The organism is Streptomyces sp. NPDC049970, from assembly GCF_040660235.1.
In the GTDB taxonomy this organism is placed as follows: Bacteria; Actinomycetota; Actinomycetes; order Streptomycetales; family Streptomycetaceae; genus Streptomyces.
Genome location: NZ_JBFALP010000024.1, coordinates 54,551 through 71,077, shown reverse-complemented (window position 1 = coordinate 71,077; position 16,527 = coordinate 54,551). Strand labels below are relative to the sequence as shown.

Sequence of the window (16,527 nt, the reverse complement as noted above, 5' to 3'; positions counted from 1 at the left end):
GCCCGGCCGGGGCCCCCCCCCCCCCCCCGGGGGGGGGGGGGCCGCCCCCCGCGTCCGGGGGCCCGCTCCACCGGATCTTGCGGAGGAGCTGGCCAGGCCGGTCACAGACCCCTGACGCCTTCACCCGCAGCCGCCGTCTCGGCCAGCTTCTGGAACTCGCCCAGGTCGTAGTTGGCCAGCGCCGAATCGAGGTTGGTCAGGGCACCGAGGTGCTCGACGAACCCCTTGGGGTCGTACTCGATCTGCAGGGCCACCCGGCTCGAGGTGTCGTCGAGCCGGTGGAAGGTGACCACGCCGGCGTGATGCACTCCCTCGATCGTCTTCCAGGCGATCCGCTCCTGCGGGGAGACCTCGGTGAGCTCGGCGACAAAGGCCTTGTCGACGCCCGGCAGGGACAACTGCCAGGCGAAACGCCGCTCGTCCATGGGGTCGACTCGCTGCACATGGCTCAGGAACTTCGGCCACTGCGTCACGTCACTCCACAGCGCCCAGGTGACGGCGACCGGCGCCTTGATGTCTACGGTCTCGACGATGGAGGAGGACATGGGATCACCCTTTTTGGACTCGGTCACGGTTTACGCTCGCGCGTACCCGCTCCCCCGCGCCCCACGCATGGGCAATGCGGCCACGGTGCGCTCCGTACCGTGGAGCGGCCTTCACCGCGAGCGGGCCGGCCGAAAGTCCGGATGCAGCCGCACCGGTCGCCGCCGCTCCACCCTCACGAGCACGTCCCCGGCCGGCCGCCCAAGGCCTCGCGGCCGGTACCGGCGTCGCACAACGCACTTATCAGGGCGAAAAGTTGAGCGTCGACGGCAGTGCGGAGCGCGATGCCGAAACTGCGCGGTCCGGGTCGGTACCCCCGGTGCGCGAGGAAAGTATCCTTTCAGCCCCGATGCAACTGGACGGACGATCCCCTTTCGCCCTGAATGGACTCCGGTTGTCGCACTCGCCCTTGCCGCGTCGGCGTTTCAACCAACGTACAATGACAGCGATTTGAACTGCCAGGTCGCTGAGCACCACTGCGCTGATGGCGGAGAGCCCCGATATCGTCTGCGACCCCGCCCCCAACGGAGCCCTGATGGATCCTGACCCCCCGTCACAGACGGCCGGACCGGCCCTGTGGGCGGATCAAGGGCAGCCCTTCGCAGCACGTATGACGCAACGTCAGGCGCCGGGCGGAGGCAAGCCCGCCCGGCATCGCGACGCCCCGGCGCAGCCGTCCTCATCTGCTCCGCGCCACCTCAGCGGCCATGGAGCGGCAGGTGCGCGGCCGTTCGTCGAATCTTCACAGATCATTCATCTCGGCCGTGCGACCCGTCCGGCCACACGCCCGCAGACCCTCCGGCGCCTCCGGAGACAGCAACCGGCTTCCCCGTGGGCCGACTTGTCCGCCGGGCAGGTCCCCGGAAGCTCGATACCAACCCTAGGACCCTTTTTCCGTGACCTCGCTATCAGAAATCGCCATAGCACTCGGCGCCGTGACGGCCCTTCTGGCCATCGCAGTCGTGCTGCTGGCGCGCTCGCGCAAGAAGCATATTCGGCGCGGCAGGGAATACGAATCAGCTCGCGACAGCTTCGAATCCCGCATGCGAGATGCCGAAGCGCGCGCTCTGGCAGCAGCAAAGGAAAGGAGATCCGCTGAGACCTGCACCAGCGAGGTCGAAGCCTATGCACAGGATTTCCGTGACGAGGTACGCCACCTCGTCTCCGCGCGGCTGCCCGCACTGGCACTGAACCTGATCAGTTCGCACCATCCTGTTCCCGGCCTCCTGCACGAGAAGCTCGCCGGTTCCGACGACGCGCTGCTCCTCGACTCCGTGCTGGAGCACGTATCCGTCAACCTGCTCAAGGAACGACGCCGGGTGGACGCCGCCGCCCGGGCCGCCCTGCGCGGTACGAACCAGGACGCACAGGCGCTCTCCTACCGTCTGCAGACGGAGATCGACGAGCTGCAGCACGAGTTCAGCGCGCCGCAGAGCCTGACCAGCAGGCTGCTCCAGGCGGACCACCTCAACGAGCAGCTGCTGCGGCTCCTGCAGAAGTCGGCCGTCGCGTACGGGGCCTGGCCGGGGCATGTCCGCAAGGACACCTACGTCACCGAGATCATCGGTGGCGCTTCCTCACGGCTGCGTGGCTTCGAACGCATTCAGATCGTCTCGCGGCTCCGGTCGTCCGACATCGGCGTCGTCGGACGTGCCGCGGAGCCCATCGCGATGGCCTGTGCGGAGCTGATGGCCAACGCGCTGGAGCATTCACGCGACGACCTGATGGTCGAGGTCAGCGTGCTCCAGACGGGGAACGGCAACGTGTGCATCACTTTCGACGACTCGGGCACGGGCATGACCGCGGAGGCGACCGTCCGCGGGACACGCCTGCTGTCGGGCGACCAGCAGGAAGTGATGCTCACCGACCTCGGTGACCCGCCCTCGCAGGGCTTCGCCGCCGTCGGCCGGCTGGTGGCCGACTACGGCTTCGCCGTCTCCATCAACCACCAATCCGCCTACGGAGGGGTGCGTGCCGTGCTGTCGATTCCGCCCAACCTGCTGACCTCGATGAACGAGGAGGCGAAGCCCCAGTCCGCGATGGCTCCGTTGCCCGTCTCGGCACCCCAGGTCCGCAAGCGCCCCGTCCCCGCCCGGTCGGCCGCCCCCGAGCCGCGCCGCGCACCCGCTGCCGCTCCGGATGCCGAAGCCCCGCCCGAACTGCCCCAGCGCAATCGGCGCAGCCTCGCGGTGTCCGCCGTCGAGGACGCCGCGCCGCGATACCAGCCCCAGGACCCCCGCCGCGCCCAGGACACCTGGAACGACTTCCAGGAGGGGCTCGCCAGCGGCCGGGCAACCACCGATTCGGAGGAAACACCGTGACCCTCAACAACTACACCCAGCCCGATCAGGCCGCCTGGTACCTGAAGCCGATCACCGAGATCAAGGGCGTCCTGCATGCCCTGACGATGACCCGCGACGGCATGGTCCAGGCCACATCGGAGCACCTGAAGCGGGACGACGCCGAAGGCATAGGCGCGATGACGTCCGCCTTCTACGCCGCCGCCCGCGCTGCCACCAACACGGCCCTGGGTCAGCCGGAGAACACACCGTTGGTGACCGCGACCACGCAGAACGAGCACGGCATCTACATGGTGATGCCGGCCGGGGACAACACCCTGATCGCCGCCGCGGGCACCGACGACATGCCCATGGGAGTGGTGGCGGGAGCCATGGCCCGCCAGGCCATGAAGCTCGGCCAGCAGAGCATGTCCGTCCCCGCCCGCAGCCAGGACGGCCTGTCATGAGTCGGGAGCGGAGGCTGCTTCCGCCCTATCTGGGAACGGGAGGTTCCGAGGCCTCGGCCGCCGGCAGCCTGGACAGGCTGACAGCCCTCCGCGCCACCGGCCTTCCTCTCCCCACGTACCACACACCGATACAGGTGCGGATGGTCGAACTGGTCGTGGACGGCTCCCTCAGCGTCATCGAGGTGGCCGGCTACCTCAAGCTCCCGGTCGGCGCGAGCCTCATGATCGCGGGACAGCTCGTCAACGACGGGCACTTAGAGGCGAGCGACCCGGTCCCGGACGCTCTCTCCGCGTTGCGCGCCGACCGTCCGTCGAAAGCAGTTATGGAAGAGGTTCTGAGTGGACTCCGCCAACTCCTCGTCGCCTAGCGCGCGCCCGGTCTACCTGCCGGAGGGGACGCACAAGCGCATCAAGATCCTCGTCGCCGGTCCCATGGGTGTGGGCAAGACGACGTCGATACAGACACTGTCGGAGATACCGACGCTGCACACCGACGAGGTCATGACCGAGGGTGCGGCCACCACCGACGACCTGAGCCTCGTCGGTCTGCGCCACAAGACCACCACCACGGTGGCCATCGACTTCGGCCGCCGGACCCTGCCGGGCAACAAGATCGTTCTGTACCTCTACGGAACGCCGGGGCAGCGCCGCTTCCTTCCCCTGTGGGAGGGCATCGCCTTCGGAGCCCTCGGAGCCCTCGTCCTGGCCGACACCCGGCGTCTGGACGAGTCCTTCGAGGTGATGGACCTGATCGAGGAGCGCGGTCTGCCGTACGCCGTCGCCGTCAATTCCTTCCCCGACTCACCCGACTACCCGACAGAGCTGCTGCGTTCGAAGCTCGATCTCGACCCGGCCACCCCCCTGGTCACCTGCGACGCCCGGGACATGAACAGCAGCCTCGAAGCCCTCATCGCCCTCACCGCACACTCCATCTCCTCTGCCGTAGCCGGAGCCGACGCCTCGTGACCATCACCCCCACCGACGCTCCCGTGTCCCTCCACGGGGCCGAGCACGCCGCCAACCCCCAGCGCAGCTACGAACTGCTCCGCATGCAGGGGCCCGTCGGAGTCGCCGAGGTCGCCCCCGGTGTCGTCGTCCACCTCGTCACCGACTACCAGGCCGCGATCGAACTCCTGCGGGACACGGACACCTGGTCCAAGGACACCCGTAGTTGGCTTCACCTGGTGCCGGAGGACAGCCCGATCAGACCCCTGGTGGAATGGCGGCCGAGCCTCTTCTTCGCCGACGGCGAGCAGCACGCGCACCTCCGGCGCGTGATCACTGACAGCTTCGGCCTCCTGGACCCCCACGAGGTACGCGCCCTGACGTGCCGTTACGCGGACACCCTGCTCCAGGACTTCGCCGACACCGGTCAGGTCGACCTGGTCCGCCAGTACGCACAGCAGCTGCCCCTGATGATCTTCAACGCCTTGTTCGGTATGCCCGACGAACACGGGCCCCGGCTCGTGTGGGCCCTCGCGGCCATGGTGGACACCGACCCGGAGATGCAGGCAGCCGGCGGACAGGCGTTCGGCGCCTACCTACAGACGCTCTACGCGACCAAGGCCGCTCAGCGCGGGCAGGATCTGACCTCGTGGTTCATCGACCATCCCAACGGCCTCAACCAGGAAGAGGCCACCAACCAGATCCTGATCACGCTCGGCGCGGGTAACGAACCCCTGGTCAACCTCATCGCGAACACTTTCGTCCGCATGCTGAGCGACGAGCGCTACTTCGGCACGCTGACCACGGGCAGTCTGCCCATCCAGCACGCCATCAACGACGCGCTGTGGAACGAGTCCCCCTTGGCCAACTACAGCTTCCACACGCCCAAGGAGGACATCAACTTCCACGGGACCGCCATCGCGGCGGGCTCACCCGTCATGGTCTCGTACGCCGCCGCGAACACCTGCCCCCACTCGGGCACCCCGTCCGACGGCTACCGCTCGGGAGGCAAGGCGCACCTGGCCTTCGCGGCCGGTCCGCACGCCTGTCCCGCCAGTGACGTGGCGCTGCTCATCGCCACCACCGCGATCGAACGCCTCGTCAGCTATCTGCCGGACATCGAGCTCGCCGTGCCTGCCGGAGAACTCGTGCACCAGCCGGGGGCAGTTCACCGGACGCTCACCGCGCTGCCGGCACGGTTCACGCCGCTGACCCCCGACGCCAAGGGGGCGACGCCCTGGTCCCGGAGCCCCGCGGAGCCCAGGAGGGAACAGGGGCCGGTCCCGGCGGACACCGGCCTCGGAGCACGTTCGAGGCCATCGGTCTAGCTCACGCGGCCGCTGTGACGTGGTGGGGCCACCCGTGGGAACGGCCGGCCCCACCACGTCGTCCAGGCGAGACCTTGGCCCTGGTCCGTCCTCTGTGCGAACGAAATGACATGACGGTTCTCGATTAAGGGATCGACCGATGACTGAGATACTTCCCGCTCCTACCGACGTCTCCTCCCTGCACCACGGGGTGGGCTCCGCCCTGACCGGTTTCCTGGACTCCAAGGACCGATCGGCCCCGGGTGCCGAGCTGTTGCACCTGACGTCCACCCTGCGCGGGCTGCTGGCCGGCGGCAAACGCCTGCGTTCCCGGCTGTGTCTCCACGGATGGCAGGCAGCGGGGGCGACGGGGGACCCGGCGGCCGCCGTACGCGCTGCCGCCAGCCTCGAACTCTTCCAGCTGTTCGCCCTGATACACGACGACGTGATGGACGACAGCGACATCCGCCGCGGGCAGCCGTCCGCCCACCGCGCTCTGGCCACGACCTACACCGAGGGCGGTGGGCGCCACGACAGGGCCGAGGCTCACGGTCTCGGTGCCGCCGTACTCCTCGGAGACCTGGCACTCGTCTGGTCCGACGAGCTGCTGGAGACAGCGGGGGCCGCCCCCGACCGGCTCGCCCAGGTCAGGCCGCTGCTGGCGAAGATGCGGAGCGAGGTCATGTACGGCCAGCTTCTGGATCTTCAGACCACCGGCCGCCTGTCCGGCGATGTCGGCACTCCGTTGCGCATCATCCGGTACAAGACGGCGAAGTACACCATAGAGCGCCCTCTGCACATCGGGGCGGCTCTGGCCGGTGGCGCCCCACCGGTACTCGAAGCGTGCACCGCCTTCGGTATACCCCTGGGAGAGGCGTTCCAACTGCGCGACGACCTGCTCGGGGTCTTCGGCGACTCCGCCGACACAGGCAAGTCGGTGCTCGACGATCTGCGCGCGGGCAAGGGCACGGTGCTCATGGCGCTCGCGGTCCAACGGGCGTCTCCCTCGGAGTTGAGCACCCTGCGCAGGCTGGTCGGCCGCAGCGACCTGGACGAGGATCAGGCAGAGGTCATACGTACCATCCTCAGCTCCACGGGCGCCCGGGCCCGCGTGGAGGAAATGATCGCCGAGCGACGGGCCACGGCGCTCGCGGCCCTGGACGGGGCCCCGTTCCCCGGCGTCACGACGGCCTCCCTGCGCAGGCTCGCGGACGCCGCGACCGCGCGCCGGACATGAGGGCGGCACCGCCCCGCAGACGTACGTCCCGACCACGAGGAGGAACCAACCCCCATGAGCAACGCGCCCGCCGGTACGACCTTTCCCCAACAGGCCATCGATCTGGTGGCCAGGGTCGACCAGGACAGGTGGGGCAGTGTGCGCCCCTCGCCGTACGAGACGGCCCGTGTCACCTCGGCGGCACCCTGGCTGCCCGGTGAGGCACGCCGGGTCGGCTACCTCCTCGACGCACAAGCGCCCGACGGCAGTTGGGGCGACGGCCCGGAGCCCTATCGCCTGCTCCCGACGCTCAGTGGGGTGGAGGCGGCGCTGGCCGTACTGCGGCGGGCCACCGTGTCCGGGGACGTCGGAGCCCGGCTGGCAGGAGCGGCGGCACGCGGTCTGACCGCGCTGCGCGCACTTCCGCCGGCAGGCCCGTGGCCCGACACGGCCGCGGCCGAGCTCCTCGTTCCCGGCCTGGTCTCCGGAGTCAACGAACACCTGGCCCACGCCACCGCGGAGGCCCCCGGCCGGTTCCACGGACTCACGGCGGCGGACCGCCTGGCGATACCGGGCGGGTACCACGAAGGGGCCCCCGCGTACGTCGCCGCACGGTACGAGGCCGTGGGCGCCCTTCCCGTCAAGCTCCACCACACCTTCGAAGGCGTGGCCGGGCACATACCCCGGAGTCTCGTACCCGACGCCGACGGCCTCCTCGGAAGCTCGCCGGCCGCGACCGCGGCCTGGGGCGCGTCCACACCCGCCGCGGTGGAGCGGGCCGTCGCGCACCTCGAGCCCGTCGCCCTTCGGTACGACGGCCTCTTCCCCGAAGCAGCCCCCATCCGTGTCTTCGAGCGGCTCTGGGTGGCCGCCGCGCTCGCCCGGGCCGGGCTGCCTGCCGCCACCCTGCCCACCGTTCGCGGGTGGGTCGACGAGATCTACGACCCCGAGGGCGTACGCGGCGCCCCCGGCCTCATGACGGACGCCGACGACACGGCCATGGCCGTGCTGGTCGCCTCGCTCGTCGGCCGGCCGTACGGGCCGGAACCGCTCGACGCGTTCCACAACGGCAGCCACTTCGACTGCTACGTCGGTGAGGACACCGGGTCGGTCACGGCGAACGCCCACGCGCTCCAGGCACTGGTCAGCTGTTCGCAGCGCCTTCCCGCCGAGGGGGGTACGGACGACCCCCGGGCGGACAAGCTGTGCGACTGGCTGGTCGGCCAGCAGAGGGCCGAAGGGTACTGGCCCGACAAATGGCACGCCTCCCCCTACTACTCGACCGAGCGGTGCGTGCGCGCGCTGGCGCAGCATGGAGGACATCAGGCCTCGGCCTCGGTCGCGGCGGCAGCCGCCTGGACGGCGGAGACCCAGCGGGACGACGGATCGTGGGGAGTCTGGGACGGTACGGCCGAGGAGACCGCGTACGCCGTCAAGATCCTGCTCTCCGCGGCCCCTTCCGCACCCGCCCCGCACCAGGTCCGCGCTCTCGGCCGAGCCGGGGCGTATCTGGACGCCGTGGCGGACGCAGGCACCCGGCATCCCGCCCTGTGGCACGACAAGACCCTCTACGCGCCCGAAGCGATGATCGAGGCCGAGATCCTGGGCGCGCGAGAGATGTTGCGGATCCGTCACCTCTGACCCGGTCGGCCCCCGCAGGGGCGGACACCCGTGAATCCCCCAGAGAGAACGAGGACAGGCACTTGAGCGCCGAGAAACACCTGCCGCCGACCGCACCGGGCCGGCTGCCACTCGTAGGACACGCACTCCCTCTCATCAGGGACCGGCTGGCGTACGTCCAGAAGCTCCGCTCCTACGGACCGGTCGTACGCATAGACGTCGGCCCCAAGCCGATCGTCGTGGTCAACTCGCACGAGCTGCTCCAGGAGGTGCTCACCCGCCGGTCGCAGCACTTCAACAAGGGGCTGCTCTTCGAGAAGCTCAAACTCTTCGGAGGCGACCCGCTGCCCGTCGCGGAGGGGAAGCAGCACCTGAACCGACGGCGCATGATGTCCCCCGCCCTCCACCGGGAACAGGTCAAGGGCTACGTCGAGATGATGCGGGAAACCGTGGAGCCGACCATCTCGGCCTGGGACCACGACCGGACCGTCGACGTGTGCAACGAGATGCAGCTGATGGCCCAGGGCATCGTCATGGCCGCCCTGTTCTCCTCCACCCCGGAACCGGGGCCCGCGCAGACGATCCTCAACAGCGTGGACACCGTCTTCAAGGCCGCTCTGACGCACGCCATGGTTCCCGTGTCGGCCCTGGAACGGCTGCCGACGCGCGGCAACCGAAGGGCACGGGCGGCCAACGCCGTACTGCGCGAAGCCATCACCACCATCATCGCCGACCACCGGGCGGACCCCGACGCGTACGACGACCTGGTGTCGCTGCTCATGACCGCCCCGAACGAGACCGGCGGCCAGCTGAGCGACGCGGAGGTCATGGCGGAGGTCACAGCACTGCTCGCGGCGGGGTCCGAGACCACCGCGGTCACGCTGGCCTGGCTCTTCCACGAGCTGGGCCGCGATCCGGAACTGGAGCGCAGACTGCACGAGGAGGTCGACTCCGTGCTCGCGGGCGGGCCGATCGCCCTCGAACACATTCCCCGGCTCGTCTTCACCCGCAGGCTCATCGACGAGACACTGCGGCTGCACAACCCCGCCTGGATCCTCACCCGGCAGGCCATCTCCCCCGTGGAGATAGGCGAGTTCCGCCTGCCGGCGGGGACGGACGTCATGTGGAGCCCCTACGCCATGCACCGGGACGCGGAGCTGTTCCCCGATCCGCTGCGCTTCGATCCGGACCGCTGGATCCCGGAACGTCCCCAGCCGCCGCGCGGGGCCTTCATCCCGTTCGGGGTCGGCAAGAGAATGTGCATCGGCGACCAGTTCTCGCTGACCGAGGCCGTCGTCATCACGGCGCTCGTCGCATCCCGGTGGCGGCTGCGCCCGGCTCCCGGAAAGCCGGTCCGCCCGATACCCGAGATCACCGTGCACCCGTCCTCCCTCGACATGATCGTCGAGACCAGGCAGCACGCGGTCGTGGGGGCCGCGGAATGAGCGACTCCTCTCCCGGGGCGTCCGCTTCCCCCCGCGCCGCACTGCCGATGCCGGACCTCCGCGACTCCTTCCCCGGTCCCTTCACCGTCAGCCCACACGCGGACGCCGTCGAGCGCCATACCGGCGAGTGGCTCGACACCCATCCCCTGGTCGGCTCACCGGGTGCGCGAAAGGCGCTGTGCAACATCACGAGCAGGGGCATCGCCCGCACGCTCCCCACGGCCGACATCGACAGCCTCTTCCTCTGCGCCGACCTGTTCCTGTGGCTGACCGCGTTCGACGACGCCTACGGCGAGACGGCGGGAGCCGACGACCTCCCCGGACTGGTCCGCAGGAACGCCGAGTTCATCGGGCTCCTCGCAGGCCACCACGACGAGCGGTCCGCCGGAGAGGAGAGCGTCTTCGGGGCCGCCCTGCGAGATCTCCTGGTCCGCTTCGAGGAACGGGCCACGCCCACGCAGTACCTGAGGATCACCGCCCACCTGCGCGACAACCTCTTCGGGATCCTCTGGGAGGCGCACCACCTGCATGCCCCCGACCGCGTCACGCTCCGCGAATACCGGGCCATGCGCCCCCACACGGTCTTCGTGCGCACCGTCATGGCCGCCGCGGAGGTGGCGCTCGGATACGAGCTCACCGCGCGGCAGCGCTCCTCGACGGCGGTCCGGGAGCTGGAGTCGGCCGTGGCCGACCTCGCCGGATGGATCAACGATCTCGCTTCGTACGCGAAGGAGGCGACCCGCGAGGGACCGGATCCGCTCAGCCTGCCGACGGTACTGATGCGTCAGTACGGCTGCGACATCGAGGGGGCCTTCCGGCAAGCTGCCCGGATGTGTGAGGAGGAGGCCGTCGTCCTGCGCGGTCGCATCATCGCTCTCACCGCCGGGTCGGTCGGAGAGCTCGCCCGTCACGCTCGGGCGATGGAAGGCATCGCCGCCTCCTACGTGTGGCACGTCGAACACTCCCGTTACGCCACCTGAGCGATCGGACGCGTGCGGGGGCAGGCCTCCCGGCGGCTCGGGCGCGCACAGCGGGCCGGGCGCCGGGAAGCCCTGCGGTGCTCGTGTCGGCGACGCCGGCCGTCGGGGGCGGTGCCCCGGCCGGGCATCGCACTGCCACGCGGCCCGCGGTCCTCAGTCGGAGGCCACCGGCAGGACGTCCGGCGAGAGCGCGCCGGCATGGACTGAACCGCTCGTCATACGGCGACGGTGATGACGCCGGCACAACACCTCGTAGCCGACCTCGGCGGCGGGGCTGCTCACATCACCGACGACGACCTGCTCACCTTCGACGACCATCTCGCCGCCCACCGTCCGGGCGTTGTGCGTGGCACGCGCCCCGCACCAGCACATCGCCTGTACCTGCAACGTCTCGACGCGGTCCGCCATCTCGATCAGCCGTCGCGAGCCGGGGAAGAGCTTCGTGCGGAAGTCCGTGGTGATCCCGAAGGAGAAGACGTCCAGGTCCAGGTCGTCGACGACCCGCGCCAACTGGTCGATCTGCACCGGCTCCAGGAACTGCGCCTCGTCCACGATCAGGTAGTCGACCCGGCCGCCCTGCGTCACCCGGTCGACGACGTAGGCGTACAGGTCCATGCCCTGCACCGCCTCGACCGCCTCGGTCACCAGCCCGAGCCGGGAGGAGAGCTTCCCCTCCCCCGCGCGGTCGTCCCGGGTGAAGTTCAGACCCTGCAGCCCTCTCGCCGACCGGTTGTGCGCGATCTGCAGCGCGAGTGTGCTCTTCCCGCAGTCCATCGTTCCGGAGAAGAACACAAGCTCGGACATCAGGAAGTGCGCGCCTTTCGGGGTGCGTGTGCGGTGCGGGGTGGGGGGTGCGGAAGACGGAACCTACGAGCGTACTTCGAGGAGCGGGACGAGCTGTTCCGCGGGGGTCAGCGACCCGTGCATCCCCACCATCGCCGACTCGTGGGGTTCCCTGACCGAAGCGGTGACCACCACGTCGTCGTGGGCTGCGGCCACCACGTCGCCGATCCTGGCGTACACGCGCTCGTCGATCCGGGGGCCGAACCAGCCCGCCGCGACGGCCTCGTCACGGCTCGCCACCCAGAACTGCTCGCCGAGCACCTCGCGCCAGACGGTCAGCACGTCGGTCTCGGCCCCGGGGACCGCGTACACGTGGCGGGCGCGGCCCTCGCCGCCCAGCAGGGCGACACCTGCGCTCAGCTCCCAGTCCTCGTCGAAATCGATCCGGGACTGTTCGTCGAACGGGACGTCGATCATTCCGTGGTCGGCCGTGACGTAGAGCGCCGAGCGCGGTGGGAGCCGCTCCGCGAGGCGCCGGGCCAGTCCGTCGACGTACATCAGCTGGCCCCGCCAGGAGTCGGAGTCGACACCGAAGCGGTGCCCCTGGCCGTCGACCTCGCTGTAGTAGGTGTAGACGAGGGACCTGTCGCCCGCGGCGAGCCGCTCGGCCGCGAGGTCCATCCGGTCCTCGCCGGTGAGCCTGCCGAGGAACGAACCGCCGCTGAGCGCGACCTTGGTCAGGGGGGTCTGCTCGAAGCCGGGGGCGGAGACCTGGGCGGTGCGCACACCCGCGGCGTGGGCCAGCTCGAAGACGGTGGGGTGAGGCTGCCAGACCTTCGGGGAGGTCCACGGCTTCCAGCGGAGCTGGTTCATCAGCGCGCCGGTCTCCGGGTTGCGCACGGTGTAGCCGGGAAGACCGTGCTCGCCGGGGGGCAGGCCCGTGCCGACCGAGGCGAGCGAGGTCGCCGTGGTGGACGGGAAGCCCGCCGTGATGGGGCGGCCGGTGCCACCACGGGACGTGGCGAGCAGGGAGTGCAGGAACGGGGCCTCGTCCGGGTGTGCCTTGATCTGCTCCCAGCCGAGGCCGTCGATCAGGAAGACGCAGTTCCGGTCGGCGGGGGTGAGCTCCGGAATCGACGCCTCGAAGCCCGGCACGCCCTGTCCGGCGACGAGCGTGGGAAGCAGGTCGGCGAGCGAGCCGCTGCCGTACTCAGGTGCCGGAGCGGACTCGGGAGCGAGCAGAACAGGGTCCTGCCAGGCGGGCTGGACCATCAGCGGCCGGTCGCCGCGGTCGCGGCCGTGGCCTCGGAGAGTGCCTGGGCGAAGGCGAGGGTCTGACGCACGGTGTCCGGGCCGTCCCCCGCCTCGCTGACGCGCAGGCTCAGGTCGTCGGCGGTGGAACTGCCGGTGTAGCCGTGGTCGGCCTCGCAGTTGGGGTCGCCGCAGGCGGCGGGCTCGAGGTCGATCCGGGAGACGGCGCCCCAGCCGATGGTCAGGACGACCTCGCGCGGCAGCGTGCCGGGAACGTACTTCTCGGGGTCCGCGACGACCCGGCTCACCACGACGGACGAGATCCTGTCGAGCTTGACCGACTCGGTCGACGTCGTGGCGTACGGCGTCGGGGAACTGTCGTCGGCCGCCTGCTCGTCGGTGTGGCTGACGATGAAGCGGGTGTCGGTCAGGACGAGGACCGTGACGTGGCGGCGGACCTCGTTGGAGTCGAAGGTGGTCTCCTGGTGCACCAGGTACGAAGCGACCGGCTCCCCGCCTACGGCGGCCTCCACCGCCTCGGCCACGAGGGCCGGGTAGTAGCCGCTGCGCTCGATCGCCGCGCGCAGCCCCTGGGTCGTCGTACCGGTCTTTGCCATGCGGACCATCCTACGGGGGGCCGGTGACTGCCGGGGACGCCGTGCGCGGGTCCGTCGGCGGTCAGTAGCTGGGGAGCCGCCGCGGGCCGATGTCGCTGCGGGGCGGCGGCGGGGCGAGACGGACACTCGCCCCGAGCACGCTGAGGCCGTGTGTGGCGACGACGACTGGTTCCAGGGCGACCGAGACCACCTCGGGGTGGTCGTCGACCAGCCGGGACACCCGCAGCAGGAGTTCTTCGAGCGCCGCGGTGTCCGCCGGCGCGGAGCCGCGCCAGCCGAACAGCACCGGCGCCGCCCTGATGGACCGGATGAGCTCGGCGGCGTCCCGGTCGGTGACGGGCACCAGGCGGTGGGCGATGTCGCCCAGCAGCTCGGAGGGCGCGCCGGCCAGGCCGAAGGACAGGACAGCGCCGGCCGCCGCGTCGATGGAGGCCCGGACGACGGTGTCGACGCCCCTGGGCGCCATGGCCTGGATGACGGGGCGCAGTTCGGCGGGGGTTCCGAGCAGGTCTGTCAGCTCGTCGTAGGCACGGCGCAGGGCGTCCTCGTCGACGAGGTCGAGCCGGACGCCCCCGAGGTCGGCGCGGTGGCGGAGGTGGGGTGCGGTGGTCTTGAGGGCCACCGGGTAGCCCAGCTCCGCGGCTGCGGCGACGGCGGCCTCCGGATCGGGCGCGGGGAGGGCGGGACGCACGGTGACGCCGTAGCGGGCGAGGAGCTCGCGGGACTCGTCGTGGGTGAGCGGACGGCCTCGCGGGTCGGGGTCGGGGCCGAGCAGCGCGTCGATCAGGCCGGCGGTTCCCGGCTCGTCGATGGTGTCGTCGAGGAATTCGGGCACCTTGCCGGGCGCCGCGGCCTGCCGGCGCCACTGCGCGTACTTCACCGCCTCGGCGAGCGCGCGTACGGCCCGCTCGGCCGCGGGGTAGGCGGGGATCCGGCCGGCGCGGGGTGCGGGGCGGTCCGGTTCGGGCGCGTCGGCTCCGGTCGCGGCCGCCTGGGCGCCGCCGTGCCCGCCCGCTCCCGTCTCGGCGGCCGGGGGTTCGGGCGCCCGGGCGGGGCCGGCCGGCCGGGGCGCGGGGGGAGCGGCGGTGCCCGTGGCCGCGGCGAGAGCCTGGGCCAGGCCGCCCATCTCCACGTGCACCACCGCCACCGGCTTGGCCGGGCCGGTGGCCGCCGCCTCGCGCAGCGCGGCGGCCAGGACCTCTCCGTCACCGGTCTCCGCCTCGCCGTTCTCCCCCACCCACGGGATGGCGGTCACGATCACGCCGTCGCAGGTCCGGTCCGCGAGGGCCTCCGCGAGCGCGTCCCGGAAGTCCCGTGGACCGGCCGCGGTGGTGAGGTCGCGGGGCGGGCGCGGGCGCAGCCCCTCCGCCAGGCACGCGTCGTACGTGAGCAGCCCGAGGGACTCGGAGTTGCCCAGGATCGCCACCCGGGGGCCGTCCGGCAGGGGCTGGCCGGCGAGGAGGAGGCCCACGTCGACCATCTCCGTCACCGTGTCGACGCGGATCACACCGGCCTGCCGCATCAGCGCGGAGACCGTCGCGTCGGGGATGCGGCTGACGGGCACGGCGTGCCCCGGCGGGTTGGTGCCGCTGTGCCGGGCGCCCTTGACCACGACCACGGGCTTCACCGCGCCGGTCCGGCGGGCGAGGCGGGTGAACTTGCGCGGGTTGCCGAGGGATTCGAGGTAGAGCAGGGCGACGTCGGTGTCCTGGTCCTCGAACGAGTACTGCAGGAAGTCGTTGCCGGAGACGTCGGCCCGGTTCCCCGCGGAGATGAAGGACGACAGCCCTGCGCCACGCCGGTGGAGCCCGGACAGCAGCGCGATCCCGATGGCGCCGGACTGGGTGAAGAGCCCGATGCGCCCGGCTTCGGGCGACTCGGGGGCGAGTGAGGCGTTGAGGCGGACCGCGTCGGAGGTGTTGATGATGCCGAACGCGTTCGGCCCGATGATCCGCATGCCGTACGACCGTGCCTGGCGGACCAGTTCGCGCTGCCGCTCCCGGCCTTCGGCCCCGCGCTCGGCGTAGCCGGCGGAGAGGACGACGAGCCCTTGGACCCCGTGCTCTCCGCAGTCGGCGACGGCCTCGGGCACCCGGTCGGCGGGGACGGCGAGGACCGCGAGGTCGACAGGCTCGCCGATCTCGCCCACGGAGCGGTGCGCGGGGACCCCGTCGACCGCGCCCTGCCCGGCGACGAAGGACGTGTTCACCGCGTACGTGCGTCCGGTGAAGCCCGAGCCGAGGAGATTGCGCAGGACGGTGCGGCCCACCCCGCCGGGCGTGCGGCCGACGCCGACGACGGCGACCGAGCCGGGGGCCAGCAGGCGCTGCACGGAGCGCGCCTCGGCCCTCTGTTCGCGGGCGCGCTGGACGGCGAGGGACTCGGCCGTGGGTTCCAGGTCGAGGGTGAGATGGACGGAACCGTCCTCGAAGCTGCGGTGCTGGGTGAACCCGGCGTCCCGGAAGACTTTGATCATCTTGTTGTTGGCGGGCAGCACCTCGGCTGCGAAGCGGCGGATACCGCGCTCCCGGGCCACCGCCGCGATGTGTTCGAGGAGCGCCGACGCCACGCCACGCCCCTGGTGGGCGTCCTGGACGAGGAAGGCGACCTCGGCCTCGTCCGCGGGGGCCGAGGCCGGCCTGCCCCGGTCGTCGATCCGGTCGTAGCGGACGGTGGCGATGAACTCGCCGCCGATCGTCACGGCCAGTCCCACCCGGTCGACGTAGTCGTGATGGGTGAAGCGGTGCACGTCGCGCGCGGACAGCCGCGGGTAGGGGGCGAAGAAGCGGTAGTACTTCGACTCGTCGGAGACCTGCTCGTAGAAGCTCACCAACCGCTCGGCGTCGTCCGTGGTGATGGGCCTGACGCGTGCGGTGCCACCGTCCCGGAGCACCACGTCCGCCTCCCAGTGGTCGGGGTACGCGTGATGCGGACTCTGCGCGGGCATGGGCTCCATGGGCAAAGCCTACGACCGCCGCACGGGTAGCGGCGGGTTGCCCGCGGGGGCACGCTGAGTGAGCCGGCCGGCGGCGGAACGACGGGCCGGAGGACGGGCACAGCAGTGCGCACCACAT

General features: G+C 71.1%; 14 protein-coding genes. 9 read left to right on the top strand and 5 right to left on the bottom strand.

Annotation, left to right across the window (positions count from 1 at the left end):
* Window positions 1–101: 101 nt before the first annotated feature.
* The gene (locus tag AB0I83_RS28985) at window positions 102–545 is read right to left on the bottom strand and encodes an SRPBCC family protein (protein WP_356535941.1); all 444 of its coding nucleotides are present in this window, start codon (window positions 543–545) and stop codon (window positions 102–104) included.
* 1,041 nt (window positions 546–1,586) lie between these two features.
* Between AB0I83_RS28985 and AB0I83_RS28980 the strand changes: the two genes are divergently transcribed.
* The 9 genes from AB0I83_RS28980 to AB0I83_RS28940 all read left to right on the top strand — a co-directional run bounded on the left by AB0I83_RS28980 (window position 1,587) and on the right by AB0I83_RS28940 (window position 10,802).
* Window positions 1,587–2,864 carry an ATP-binding protein gene (locus AB0I83_RS28980; RefSeq protein ID WP_356535940.1) on the top strand — a complete coding sequence of 426 codons (1,278 nt, stop codon included), beginning with the start codon at window positions 1,587–1,589 and terminating at the stop codon, window positions 2,862–2,864.
* Entirely contained in the window at window positions 2,861–3,289 is a 429-nt protein-coding gene (locus AB0I83_RS28975; protein ID WP_356535939.1) for a roadblock/LC7 domain-containing protein, read from the top strand. Before AB0I83_RS28980 ends, AB0I83_RS28975 begins: the two co-directional genes overlap by 4 nt.
* Window positions 3,286–3,657, top strand: coding sequence for a DUF742 domain-containing protein (locus AB0I83_RS28970; RefSeq protein WP_356535938.1), 372 nt, complete (start codon window positions 3,286–3,288; stop codon window positions 3,655–3,657). The genes AB0I83_RS28975 and AB0I83_RS28970 overlap by 4 nt, the downstream gene beginning before the upstream one ends.
* A 64-nt stretch (window positions 3,658–3,721) precedes the next feature.
* Window positions 3,722–4,255, top strand: coding sequence for an ATP/GTP-binding protein (locus AB0I83_RS28965; protein WP_356535947.1), 534 nt, complete (start codon window positions 3,722–3,724; stop codon window positions 4,253–4,255).
* Entirely contained in the window at window positions 4,252–5,562 is a 1,311-nt protein-coding gene (locus AB0I83_RS28960) for a cytochrome P450 (protein ID WP_363306751.1), read from the top strand. Before AB0I83_RS28965 ends, AB0I83_RS28960 begins: the two co-directional genes overlap by 4 nt.
* A 139-nt stretch (window positions 5,563–5,701) precedes the next feature.
* Window positions 5,702–6,778 (top strand): polyprenyl synthetase family protein, encoded by a 1,077-nt coding sequence (locus AB0I83_RS28955; protein ID WP_363306750.1) that lies wholly within the window; start codon window positions 5,702–5,704, stop codon window positions 6,776–6,778.
* A gap of 54 nt (window positions 6,779–6,832) precedes the next feature.
* Window positions 6,833–8,398 carry a prenyltransferase/squalene oxidase repeat-containing protein gene (locus AB0I83_RS28950; protein WP_363306749.1) on the top strand — a complete coding sequence of 522 codons (1,566 nt, stop codon included), beginning with the start codon at window positions 6,833–6,835 and terminating at the stop codon, window positions 8,396–8,398.
* Between the two features lie 62 nt (window positions 8,399–8,460).
* Window positions 8,461–9,822, top strand: a complete 1,362-nt coding sequence (locus AB0I83_RS28945; RefSeq protein ID WP_363306747.1) for a cytochrome P450 — start codon at window positions 8,461–8,463, stop codon at window positions 9,820–9,822.
* Window positions 9,819–10,802, top strand: coding sequence for a terpene synthase family protein (locus tag AB0I83_RS28940; protein ID WP_363306746.1), 984 nt, complete (start codon window positions 9,819–9,821; stop codon window positions 10,800–10,802). Before AB0I83_RS28945 ends, AB0I83_RS28940 begins: the two co-directional genes overlap by 4 nt.
* Window positions 10,803–10,955: 153 nt before the next feature.
* On the opposite strand, the gene AB0I83_RS28935 is transcribed toward AB0I83_RS28940, so the two are convergent.
* The 4 genes from AB0I83_RS28935 to AB0I83_RS28920 all read right to left on the bottom strand — a co-directional run bounded on the left by AB0I83_RS28935 (window position 10,956) and on the right by AB0I83_RS28920 (window position 16,409).
* Entirely contained in the window at window positions 10,956–11,606 is a 651-nt protein-coding gene (locus tag AB0I83_RS28935) for a thymidine kinase (RefSeq protein WP_363306745.1), read from the bottom strand.
* A gap of 63 nt (window positions 11,607–11,669) precedes the next feature.
* Window positions 11,670–12,857 carry a nucleotide pyrophosphatase/phosphodiesterase family protein gene (locus AB0I83_RS28930; protein WP_363306744.1) on the bottom strand — a complete coding sequence of 396 codons (1,188 nt, stop codon included), beginning with the start codon at window positions 12,855–12,857 and terminating at the stop codon, window positions 11,670–11,672.
* Complete coding sequence (locus AB0I83_RS28925; protein WP_356535930.1) at window positions 12,857–13,453, bottom strand: DUF5998 family protein; 597 nt, start codon at window positions 13,451–13,453, stop codon at window positions 12,857–12,859. Before AB0I83_RS28925 ends, AB0I83_RS28930 begins: the two co-directional genes overlap by 1 nt.
* Before the next feature lie 61 nt (window positions 13,454–13,514).
* A complete protein-coding gene (locus AB0I83_RS28920; protein WP_363306743.1) occupies window positions 13,515–16,409 on the bottom strand; it encodes a GNAT family N-acetyltransferase in 2,895 nt (964 codons plus the stop codon).
* Window positions 16,410–16,527: the final 118 nt, after the last annotated feature.